Source organism: Pedobacter folensis, assembly GCF_056490665.1.
On sequence record NZ_JBWJIF010000003.1, the window covers coordinates 465,043 to 476,879 of the forward strand.

Here is an 11,837-nt window from a genome sequence, read left to right on the forward strand (position 1 = left end):
AAAGCACTTATAACATTTGTATCTCTTAACTGAAATCCACGGCATAAGCGTTTTAAAGATAAAGCCCCTTGGTACCCTATAGGTTTCGAAGTTTTTGCACTTCGGGCAAGATAGGCGGGTTTTAACTAAAGTCAGTTCTTCTGAGGGTTCCATAATAAGCATAGTTTGGTTGGGTAAATCAAACTTACGCAAAATAAAACCTAAGAATATCATAGAAAAACTACCATTTTGTTCATTTCATCGACTATTATTCAGTTTCAACATAAAATATGCGCAAACAGGCGCTTAAAGCTGCTTTTTGTTTTGTAATTTTTTGTTTATGTATCAGTTAACAGACAATAATCGAGCGGTTTTTTTACTCATAAGTGGGGGCAACTGAGCTATTGTTTCACGCTCCAGTAAAAACTGCTTAATGCAGCAATGGGATTGTTTTTATCATTTTAATGCAATGATGTTGCAAATATATTTCAAATTGTTATAAATGCAACTAAATTGCTTTTATATTTGTGAACTAAATTTATTTTGATGAAACTATGGAGTTACAGAATCAACCTCGACCGGATCGGGATTACCGCCTCAACACTTTGTGCCATACATTGCGCCGCACTGCCATTCTTAATTACCGTTTTACCCATGTGGGGAATGGGTTTCTTAGCAAATGAAGTGGTTGAAATTACCATGATCGCCATTTCTTTAATCATTGGTATTTGGAGTTTAAGTACCGCTTACCGCAAACAACATCGCCGTATTATACCCATTCTGGTTCTTATTGCGGGCTTTGCCTGTATAACATTGGGACATTTTTCGGGTATTGAGCCATTGGAGCCAATCCTGATCCCGATTGGTGGATTTACCATTGCCGCGGCCCACTATATCAATTTACGAATGCTTAAGTCTTGCCCATTGGGTCATTAGTCAGTTATGTCAATGAATTCTAAAATCTTGTTTATCCCCACATTGTTGTTTACTGCGATGTTAAACCCTGCCTGTAAGCATGGCACAAATGATGGAGTAGAGCTTTACAGGCGTTATGCCATCAAAAATTTGGTCGTTAAAAAAGTGCAAAAGGTGATAGGTCATGATTAAGATCAGCGCATTAGCACATGTTTATGAGAAGGGAAGGAGGTTGAAATTTCCTTACTGGGAAATCGCCGATATGGAGCAATGGCTTTTACTAGGTGCATCTGGCAGTGGAAAGAGCACATTGCTTAATATTATTTCTGGGCTTTTGGAGCCAACTCAGGGCGAAGTTTTAGTTAATGGAACTGATTTATATACTTTACCTGCAAGAGGACGAGACCAGTTTAGGGGGCGGCATATCGGTATTATTTTTCAAAGGCCGCATCTTATTCGTTCTCTCGATGTGCTCGATAACCTGGAACTTGCGGCAGTAATGGCTGGGGTACCTGTAGACCATGAACGGAATCTTTCACTTTTACACGAGCTGGGTATTGCCGGGCTGGCTAAAAATTATCCTGACCAATTAAGTGAGGGGCAGTTGCAAAGGGTTTCGGTGGCGCGTGCATTGGTCAACAAACCCGATCTGTTAATTGCTGATGAGCCTACCTCTAGCTTAGATGATGAGAATGCCAGTTTGGTGATTCAGATGCTGACTACCCAGGCTAAAGATAATGGTGCTGCACTGATCATTGCTACACACGATAGGAGGGTGCAGGAATATATTACTAAAACCTATCTACTCTAATGAATATTTTTAAAATCAGCAGCAAAAACCTCGGCAGGAATAAGCTAACAACAATTTTGAATATTATTTTAGTTGCCTTTGGTATAGGCATCCTCTCTATTCTATTTTTGGCCGCCAACCAGATTGGAAATAAACTGGAAAAAAATGCCAGGGATATTGATTTAGTTGTTGGTGCAAAAGGAAGTCCTTTACAATTGATATTAAGCAGCGTTTACCACATCGATTATCCTACTGGAAATATCCCTGCAAAAGATGCTTACAAATTGATGCAAAACCCTATGGTTAAGCGGGCTGTTCCCTTGGCATTGGGCGATAATTACAACGGTTACCGGATTGTTGGCACCGATAGCACTTTCTCTAATCTTTATGGTTTATCCATCCAAAGTGGTAATTTTTGGCGTAAAGATTTAGAAGTAACCCTGGGTAGCACGGTTGCTTTAACATCCAGGCTGAAGATTGGGGATTCTTTTTTCGGCGCACATGGTTTAACTGGCAACGGAGATATTCATAAACAACATGCTTACCTGGTAAAAGGAATCTTAAAACCACAGGGGAATATAACCGATAACCTGATCCTGACCAATATTGGCAGCGTGTATAAAATGCACGAAGAAAAGCATAATCAGGAGCATGGCCATGTTTCTGGAGCAGAAGCTAAAGAAATTAATGATAAACAAATCACCGCCTTACTGATCCAGTACAAATCGCCCATGTCGGTAATTCTTTTTCCACGGATGGTTAATCAAAGTACATACATGCAGGCCGCCTCTCCGGCAATGGAAAGCGCGAGGTTATTTTCTTTGATCGGCGTTGGGATTGATACGCTGCAATGGTTAGCCGTATTTATTATGGCGATTGCCGCCTTAAGCATTTTTATCAGCCTCTATAACGCGATGAAAGAACGGAAATACGATCTGGCGATTATGCGCTGCCTGGGTGCATCAAAATCGAAACTGTTTTTCCTGGTCATGTTTGAAGGGGTTTTGGTTACGCTTATTGGTGCCTTTTTAGGTTTATTGATCGGGCATGCTGCGCTTGAGGCAATTGGGGCCTATCAGGAATCATCCCAAGCAAAATTAACGGGGTTTACTGCAGTTCCACAGGAAATATATTTAATCTGGATCGGGCTTTTTATTGGCACTTTAGCCTCGCTTATTCCTGCTATGCAGATTTACAAGGTTGATATTGCCGAAACTTTAACCAAAAACAGATAATCCGTTAAGGTTAATGCAATGAAGAAATTGGTTTTATTGGTTGTTTCATGTTTAGTTATCCACGTAGTAGCGGCGCAGGTTAAGGTACACACCGACTTGCGCACGCCTACCTGGAACCTGATCGGTTTGAGGTACGATGCCGAAATTGCACCAAAGAAATGGGGAAGTGTTTTTCCGCCTGCATTAAGGGCATTACACCATAAAATCATAGAACTGCCCGGTTATATCATCCCCACAAAGGTAGGATCGAAATTTAGCGAATTTATGTTTTCTATTGTGCCTATCGCTTCCTGTCCTTACTGTGGCTCGGGCGATATTCCATCAATGGTGCAGGTAAAAATGTTAAGGGCTATCCCCATTACAGAAAAAGCAATTAAGCTCAGGGGAATTTTCATGATTAACGACTCCGGGGATGACAGGAGCGAGTTTTTCCTGTTAAATGCAAAACTTTTATAGGCTCATTCGATCATGAAGAAATGCATTTTGGTCCTATTGGTTTTAATCTCCATTACAGCAACGGCTCAGGTATCTGTGCACACAGAGATGCGAACCGCCACATGGAATCTCATTGGTCTAAAGTACGATAAGCAGGTTAAACCCTTGGTTTGGCAGGCCGTTTTTCCATCGGCGCTAAAAGCAATCCATAATAAGATAATTGAACTCCCTGGGTATATTATTCCCACTAAAGTAGGCAATAGCTTCAGCGAGTTCATGTTTTCTATCGTGCCCATTGCCTCTTGCCCCTATTGTGGGACAGGCGATATTCCTTCAATGATCGAAGTAAAGACTTTGAAACCCATCAACTGGACAGAAGAAGCCATTGTCCTACGGGGGAAATTTATAATCAACGATTCTGGTGATAGCCGATCTGCTTTTTTTCTTTTAGACGCCGTAAAACGATGAGACATGTATATTTTATTTTTTTCCTGTTTTCGGTTTGTACGGTCAATGCACAAACGCAAAAGCACAGTCCTAAAGATCAGTTGCGATCTTTAAACTGGGACATCATCGGTTCTGTGAAATTTGAACTTACTGAAAAGAACGAACTTATGCCCTTGTTTACCGAATCAATTAAACGTTTTGAAGACAGGGAATTTGATTTGACAGGTTACCTGATTCCGATAAAAAGCGGATCGAAACAGCAGAAATTTCTCCTGGCTACCCTGCCCGTTAACCAGTGTTATTTTTGCGGACAAAATGGTATTCCGGTAATGATTATGATTGAAATGGAACGTGCGGTACCTTATAGCGAAAAACCGATCCGTATACGGGGGATTTTAAAATTGGAGCAAAAGGATGCGAGTTATGCGCCACCAATAAGCATCAAAAATGCCAAACTCATTAATTAATTGTTTATTTTTGTATGGTTATGGAAGATAATACTGCGCGTTTCGAAAAACTTTTGGTTAAAAACGGACTAAAAAGAACTGCCCCGCGTTTGCAGGTGCTGGAGATTTTGAGTGGAAGGGATTCTGCAACCTCTCAGCCTTATTTGGAGCAAGTGATGGGTAAAGATGCAGACCGTGTTACCTTGTATCGTGTTTTGCAGGCTTTTGAAGAAAAAGGGATTATCCATAAGGTTTTAGATCAACAGGGCACAGCCAATTATGCCATTTGTTCTGATGGTTGCAGCGCACATGACCACCATGATGAACATGTACACTTTAATTGCGATAACTGCCATAAAATTTACTGTTTGGATACCGTTAAGATTCCGGCATTAAAAGTTCCGGCAGGATTTAAAGTAGCACACCTTAATCTGATTGCTACTGGTTTATGTGCGAGCTGTTCGGATAAGGTAAATTAGCGTTTACTGCACCAATAGATTACATCCCCTTATATCGGCATTATCAAATCTGCCCAATACTTCAAAACTTTGATCGGGATTTATTCTGCCCAGATCTTGCGTAGCAATAAAGGAGCAGGAATTGAGATTGGCCAGATCGATGACGTTAATGCCACCAGTTCTGCCATTTTCGATTAAACTTAAAGGATCATTGGTATCACGGATTAAAACCTGCATCCAGTTAGGGCACTTGAAAATGCCTTCACCTAAAGAATAAGCCTGAGAAAGTAGCTCCGTCATTCCATATTCGCTATGGATTGATTTTACACCAAATCCTTTCGTTAATTGTTCATGCAGCTCCTCGCGTACCATTTCTTTACGTTTTCCTTTCATTCCTCCGGTTTCCATTACAATCAGCTCAGGGAAATCGATATCAAATTGTTCTATAAAATCGAGCAGGGCATAGGTTACACCAATTAAAACGGTTTTCTGTTTTTTTGATTTAAGCTCGAGAAGGGTTTTCAGTAATTCATCGTGGTTGTATAAAAAGTAACCACTTTGTGGGTGTCTGCTTTGTTCGATCAGGTCGTTGACCATATAAATTAATGATGAGCCCGATCGCTGCTGGTAGGACGGGAGCAGCGCCAAAAAGCAATATTCGGTAATGTCTCCGTAAAATTGGGCAAAAGCTTGCAAATAGCTCTGCTCATATAATTTAACATTGCTTACATGATGGCTGCTTTGTACCATGCCTGTAGTGCCCGAACTGCTGAACGTAATTTCTACTGGATCTGTACTGCTCAGAACAGCATGGCTTTTAAAAAAACTGATGGGTAAAAAGGGAATCTGTGCAATTTCGCTCACCTCATCTGCATCAACACCTAAATGGAAGATATATTCGCGGTAAACATTACAGTTTTGCGCCTGTAACTTAAAAATGTTTAATGCCAGGGCGTTAAACGCATTGGTGCTTTTTACTGAAAATATATCCTTAGCTGTTAAATTCACAGGGCAAAAGTACAAAGCATTATGCTATTTTCTCGTCAGTTTTTTTTGCCAGCATCGCCATGCGGAACTGATAACCACAATAACCACTTATTCCGGCAACCAGGCCACTCAAAATACCGGTAACCAAAAGCAGTGCCCACCAAAGTTTAATACCCGTCATTACGGCTACACGCCCCGCCAGTACGTTATCGTTGGGTAAACTTTTAAATAAAGCATAACCTATCCAAAGTAAAAAAATAGCAAGGAATGATTGCCAGAAGGCTATTTTTCCTGTTTTGCCAATAATACCACAGGTAGCAAAAGAAATCACAATAATCATCCACCAGGGGGCGATCATTTGCAGTAGAAAACAGATTATTAATATAACAATGAAAACCATTTTAGCCTATTTAGAAATTTTTAAACGAGAAATAACTGTACCCGATTTATCATCAGGACTTTGCATATAAAACAGATCGTATAATTTACCATTTGCCCAGGTATCGATCATATTATCATAAAATTTGCTTCCAGGATTGCCTGATTGGCCACCAGGATAAACACCATGTCCTTTTGGTGTTTTACCCAATTCAATCACCATCCGCCACGAAGGTCCATTGGCTTCGCTTAATGCATTAATAGCTGTTTTCGCACCACCAATCTGTAAAACTTTCGAACCGAAGCCTGGTATTTTGGCCAGATGCGGTACGTTGGTCTGTTTTACATTGGCCCAGTCCCAATCTTTGTTTATCGGCCCAAAGCGTCTTTCTAAACTATCACAGCTATATTTAAAGGCTTCGTTAACCAGATCAGGTAATGTTTCTTTTTTGCTGGTATTAATGTTATCGTACCAAATAGCATTGGGTTCTTTCAAAATCAGCTCAACCGTGCGGTCTCTTGACGGGTAACGCATCGGGATTCCTTTCACTTCGAATTCATCCGCCCAGATATTATGTGATAAGCGTTTGGTCCATATCTCGAATACACTGGCTGCAATTTCATGGGCATCATAACGTTTGTTCCATTTGTTCAGGTAAGCCAATGCTTCTTTTTGCGTTGCATTTAACTGTTCGTTGTTTAGTAACGGTAACAATGCAGGAACCAGGTTTTGCGCCATAATGCTGTAATTGTCGGTTTGCATCAGGCGGATACTGTCTAAGGTCGCCTTATTCATGGCCGATAAACGGTCATTAATCCGCTTGCCCCGCTCGTAAGGCGCAAATTCCCAGTTAATGTAATAAGGATAAGTGGTATCGGTAGAAGACTGATTAGCCGAACTCACAAAACCACGTGGCGGATTTTTAACCGTTGGGTTCTGTGCATTTGGGATCCATCCCTGCCAGTCGTATGCCGGATCGGTACCGTCAAGTATAAATTTGCCCTGATCTTTCCATTTTAGCGGAAATTTGCCATTGGGCGTGATGGCGATATCATTATCTACACTGGCAAAAACGAAGTTCTGTGCAGGTGCCGTATAAAAAGTTAAAGCCTTGCGGTAATCGTTGTAATTTTTTCCACGGTTTAAATAATAGAAAGTCATCAACTCATTCGATTCATCGTGCGCAATCCACCTTAAAGCATCGCCAACGGGTACATTGTCGGCCCTGCCGTATTTTGGTTTCTGGAAATATACCACCGGCCCGTGATGGGTGTAATACACGGTATCTACTTCGTCTTTTCCGCCGCGTATTTTAATGGTTTCGAGTCGTTTGGTTGTGGCTTTCCATGTATTGTTGAACCAATATTCATTATGGGAGGAATCCTTAAATTTGATCTGGTAAAAATCAAGCACATCGGCAGCAACATTGGTTACGCCCCAGGCTATTTTCTGGTTAAAACCAATAATGACGCCCGGTGCACCGGGTAAAGAAACGCCATAGGTATTTACCCCAGGTGCATGTAGCTGAATCTGGTACCATATTGATGGAAGCGTTAAATCCAAATGCGGGTCGTTTGCCAGAATCGGATAGCCTGATGCGGTTTTAGCACCAGATAAAGCCCAGTTATTACTGCCAATGCCCTCTATTTTTTCGGTTGTTTTTACCTCGCCAGTTTGAGCCTGAGTGAAACTTTCTGGTGTTTTTGGTGTTGGCAAGGGTGAAAAATCCCATTTTGTGCCTACCGGGATAATCGGGTCTTCACGGAAAGGATAATCAGGGAAAAGATTTTTGGTCACCTCAGGTCCGAATTTTTTCAGGATGTTGGTCATGTAAAATTCGTCGGAGCCCATAGCTAATACTGCCGACATCTGTTTTAGGAGCAAAGCACATTTTACCGGGGTCCAGTCTTCGGGCTTAAAATCGAGTATTTTGTATTCTAAGGGATAATTTGCTTTAGAGAGTGTTTTGATATAGGCATTAATTCCTTCGGTATAAGCTAAGATCATCTCTTTTGCTTTAGGATCGGCCATCATGCCTTTTAATGAGTTTTCAGCCCCATAAACCATACCCATCCGGCGCTGATAACGATCTACCTCAATGGCTTTATCGCCCACCACTTCACTAATTCTTCCGGCTGCAAAACGGGTTTGAAAATCCATTTGCCAAAGGCGGTGCATGGCGGTTACATAACCTTGTGCCAGATACAGGTCATGATCATTCTGTGCGAAAATATGGGGGATCATGCGGTCGTCAAAAACGATTTCGATTTTATCTACTGCGCCTTTAATCTTCGCTTTATGGTTAAACATAAAATGATTGTTCTCTGCATTTTGCCAGAAACCCATAAAAGGATTTAGGAATTTTAACAATGGAGGCGTACTGCCTAATTTGGTATTAAATAAAAAAGCTAATGCTATCGGAATGATGATGCAGAACAGGGCTTTAATTTTATTCATAATGGCTAGCTAACAAGTCTTTTGCTAAGATAGGGCAAAATGACGGTTTATGTTTAATGCAAAATACAACAAACTGTATATCAATCAAAATTATAATTTGAATTGAAATTATTATGCTAACATAATTTGTTTAATTCAAAAAAAGAATTTAAGTTTATATAACTAATAATACAAACAACCAAATTAACATTCGTTTATGAGCAGAATTTTTACACAGATCTTCTACGTGTTATTATTTGTGTTCGCGGGCAACATCGCGGCACAGGCACAAAGTATTACGGTAAGCGGAACCGTAAAAGATAAGCAATCGAAAGAAGGACTAGCAGGGGTTAGTTTAACTATCAAAGGTCAGTCTGGCGGTACCGCCTCCACAAGTAATGGTAGTTTTACTTTTACCACATCAGCAAAGGTTCCCTTCACTCTAGTGGCATCTTATGTAGGTTATGGTACGGTAGAACAGCAGATTACCGGAAGCACTTCGGGTATTAGCCTGGAATTGGAAACCGCGGTTGTATTGGGTGGCGATGTTGTGGTTTCGGCCTCACGTACACCCGAGCGTATATTAGAATCGCCGGTTTCTATCGAGCGCATGAGTGCCGCCTCTATCAGGGAAATCGCCGCGCCATCATTTTACGATGCCTTGAACAATATGAAGGGTGTGGAAAGCAGCATGCAGAGTTTAACTTTCAAGTCGATTAATACACGTGGTTTCAATTCGAATGGTAATACGCGTTTTAACCAATACATCGATGGAATGGATAACCAGGCACCTGGACTGAATTTCTCGGTAGGTAACATTGTGGGCATCACCGAACTGGATGTAGATAATGTAGAGCTTTTACCTGGCGCTTCTTCGGCCCTTTACGGTGCAGGTGGTATTAACGGTACCTTGTTAATGACATCTAAAGATCCCTTTAAATATCCTGGTGCAAGTTTTCAATATAAAACAGGGGTAAACCATGTGAACGATGACAATAGCAGTGTGCAGCCTTTCAATCAGTTAGATGTGCGCATGGCAAAATCATGGAACAATAAGTTTGGCGTAAAAGCTGCATTTTCATTCCTGCAGGCCAAAGATTGGATTGGTAATAATTACTCGAATTTCGACCGGGTTTCCAGAAGTGTAAAAGGTGGTGATAGAAGCAGCGATCCTAATTATGACGGAATAAACAGTTATGGTGATGAGGTGAGCCAGAACATGAGAAATGTGGCTTTAAGTGTGCAAAATGCAACCATCGCTGGAATTAATACGGGGTCTGGTGGTTTAATACCAAACATTAAAACATTAATGGACGGAACTTTTGGTGCTGCTATTCCAAATGCGGCACAACAGGCAGGCTTTTTAGCTGGTTTGCCCTCTGCATTGCGTGGTCCGGTTCAGAATTATTTTCCTTTTTACGTGGGTTTGAAAGCAGGTTTAATCCCTGATCAGAATATTTCCAGAACTGGCTATAATGAAGAAAACCTGGTTGATTATAACACCAAGTCGTTAAAAGCATCAGGTGCATTGTATTATAACATTAGCAATACCGTGCAAGCTGTTGCCTTAGCCAATTGGGGTACGGGAACTTCTGTTTACACTGGATCTGATCGTTATTCGCTGCGTAACTTTAACATTGGTCAATATAAACTGGAGATCAAAGGGGAAGACTTTTTTGTAAAAGCCTATACCACTCAGGAGCGTTCGGGCGATTCTTATATTTCTTCTATTTTGGGTAGTTATGTTAATGAGATATCTAAACCTTCAACAAGCTGGTTTCCGCAATATATAGGGAATTATGTAGGGGCAAGAGCGGCAGGACAAAATGATGCGGCTGCACATGCATTTGCAAGAGGAGTTGCCAATCAAGGTCGTTTTGAGCCTGGAAGTCCACAATTTGAAGCTGCGAAAGATAAAGTGATGAATACTACCATTAGTGCAACAAGCATTAATTCTGTTGATCCATCAAAAAGTGTTTACGGTGCGAAGTTCGATGATAAATCCAATCTATATCACTACGAAGGTATGTACAACTTTACCAACCTTTTCGATAAAGTGGTCGAGTTTCAGGTAGGTGCATCTTATCGTTTATACGACTTAAATTCAGCAGGAACAATTTTTAATGATTTAACTGAATCTATCGATATTAAAGAATACGGTGCATTTGCACAAATTGGTAAAAAACTCTTTAATGATAAAGTTAAATTCACAGTTGCCGGCCGTTATGATAAGAGTCAGAATTTTGAAGGCCGTTTTACCCCAAGGGTAACGGGCGTTTTCACTGTGGCCAAAAATAACAACATCAGGGTTTCTTATCAAACCGGTTACCGTAACCCAACCACACAAAATCAATATATCGACCTTTCAGTAGGTGGTGGATCACAAAGATTAATTGGCGGTTTGCCAGAAATTATGTTCAATAAATACCATCTCGATAATAATAAGGCATTTACTGATGTGAGTTACCGTGCCTTCCTGGCGTCTGCAGCGGCAACAGGAACGCCTAACCCGGCATTATTGCAGCAATATACTTTTGATGCAAGAGGTGTACGCCCCGAGAGCGTTCAGTCTTATGAGTTAGGGTATAAAGGATTGCTTCTTCCAAATTTATTGGTTGATGCTTATGGTTATTACAACATTTATAAAGACTTTATTACTGCAGTAGATGTTTATCAGAATAATAACGGAAGTTTTGTGAAATTCGGCGTTCCGGTTAATGCAGAAGGTAAAGTAACATCTTATGGTGCAGCTTTAGGTTTAGATTATTTAGTGGGTAAATATACCATCAGCGGTAACGTTTCCTATAATGAAATTGGCGATTTGCCAGTTAATTACATCAACGATTTCAATACCCCGAAAATCCGTTACAACCTGGGCTTTGGCAATAAAGAAATTATCAAAAACTTTGGTTTTAATTTAGCTTACCGCTGGCAAGATCAATTCTACTGGAATTCTTCTTTCGCCTCAGGCCAGGTGCCTGCATACAGCTCTTTAGATGCGCAGGTGAGTTTAAGAATCCCTTCAGTACAATCAATTGTTAAACTGGGTGGTTCTAACGTACTGAATAAATATTATTTTACTTCTTACGGTAACCCGCAGGCAGGTGCAATTTATTACGTAGCCATTAGTTTTAATCCATAATCAGTGAATTGAGTTTTAAGGGCCTTCTATGCTAATTGTATAGAGGGCTTTTTTGTGGACTTAAACATTTGGCCAGTCATTGCTGGGGCGATCAGCTACGTCATTTAAATCTTCTTGAATGAACGCCCATATTTTCCTTTTAAATATATTGAGTCAAAGTCATGATGGAAGGCCATATTTCCTGATTT

The 11,837-nt window shown here is 40.7% G+C and carries 11 protein-coding genes; 8 read left to right on the forward strand and 3 right to left on the reverse strand.

The window, feature by feature from the left end; genetic code table 11:
- Positions 1–525: 525 nt before the first annotated feature.
- The 7 genes from AC04QZ_RS16465 to AC04QZ_RS16495 all read left to right on the forward strand — a co-directional run bounded on the left by AC04QZ_RS16465 (position 526) and on the right by AC04QZ_RS16495 (position 4,726).
- Positions 526–915: a MerC domain-containing protein gene (locus tag AC04QZ_RS16465; RefSeq protein WP_478358673.1), complete on the forward strand. Its 390-nt coding sequence runs from the start codon at positions 526–528 to the stop codon at positions 913–915.
- A gap of 163 nt (positions 916–1,078) precedes the next feature.
- Entirely contained in the window at positions 1,079–1,705 is a 627-nt protein-coding gene (locus AC04QZ_RS16470; protein ID WP_478358674.1) for an ABC transporter ATP-binding protein, read from the forward strand.
- Positions 1,705–2,919 carry an ABC transporter permease gene (locus AC04QZ_RS16475; RefSeq protein ID WP_478358675.1) on the forward strand — a complete coding sequence of 405 codons (1,215 nt, stop codon included), beginning with the start codon at positions 1,705–1,707 and terminating at the stop codon, positions 2,917–2,919. The genes AC04QZ_RS16470 and AC04QZ_RS16475 overlap by 1 nt, the downstream gene beginning before the upstream one ends.
- An 18-nt stretch (positions 2,920–2,937) precedes the next feature.
- Entirely contained in the window at positions 2,938–3,375 is a 438-nt protein-coding gene (locus AC04QZ_RS16480) for a hypothetical protein (RefSeq protein ID WP_086545022.1), read from the forward strand.
- A gap of 12 nt (positions 3,376–3,387) precedes the next feature.
- Positions 3,388–3,822 (forward strand): hypothetical protein, encoded by a 435-nt coding sequence (locus tag AC04QZ_RS16485; RefSeq protein WP_478358676.1) that lies wholly within the window; start codon positions 3,388–3,390, stop codon positions 3,820–3,822.
- A complete protein-coding gene (locus AC04QZ_RS16490) occupies positions 3,819–4,268 on the forward strand; it encodes a hypothetical protein (RefSeq protein ID WP_086545024.1) in 450 nt (149 codons plus the stop codon). The genes AC04QZ_RS16485 and AC04QZ_RS16490 overlap by 4 nt, the downstream gene beginning before the upstream one ends.
- A 20-nt stretch (positions 4,269–4,288) precedes the next feature.
- Positions 4,289–4,726: a Fur family transcriptional regulator gene (locus tag AC04QZ_RS16495; protein WP_086549238.1), complete on the forward strand. Its 438-nt coding sequence runs from the start codon at positions 4,289–4,291 to the stop codon at positions 4,724–4,726.
- A 3-nt stretch (positions 4,727–4,729) separates the two neighbouring features.
- Here AC04QZ_RS16495 and AC04QZ_RS16500 read toward each other — a convergent pair whose 3' ends face one another.
- From AC04QZ_RS16500 to AC04QZ_RS16510, 3 genes are read right to left on the reverse strand one after another with little or no spacing between them, the layout of a single operon-like run.
- Positions 4,730–5,713: a LuxE/PaaK family acyltransferase gene (locus AC04QZ_RS16500; RefSeq protein ID WP_478358677.1), complete on the reverse strand. Its 984-nt coding sequence runs from the start codon at positions 5,711–5,713 to the stop codon at positions 4,730–4,732.
- Positions 5,714–5,732: 19 nt separating this feature from the next.
- Positions 5,733–6,092, reverse strand: coding sequence for a hypothetical protein (locus AC04QZ_RS16505; RefSeq protein ID WP_086545026.1), 360 nt, complete (start codon positions 6,090–6,092; stop codon positions 5,733–5,735).
- Positions 6,093–6,098: 6 nt separating this feature from the next.
- Positions 6,099–8,528, reverse strand: a complete 2,430-nt coding sequence (locus tag AC04QZ_RS16510; protein ID WP_478358678.1) for a penicillin acylase family protein — start codon at positions 8,526–8,528, stop codon at positions 6,099–6,101.
- 196 nt (positions 8,529–8,724) lie between these two features.
- Between AC04QZ_RS16510 and AC04QZ_RS16515 the strand changes: the two genes are divergently transcribed.
- Positions 8,725–11,649, forward strand: a complete 2,925-nt coding sequence (locus AC04QZ_RS16515) for a TonB-dependent receptor domain-containing protein (RefSeq protein WP_478358679.1) — start codon at positions 8,725–8,727, stop codon at positions 11,647–11,649.
- The last annotated feature ends 188 nt before the right edge of the window (positions 11,650–11,837 follow it).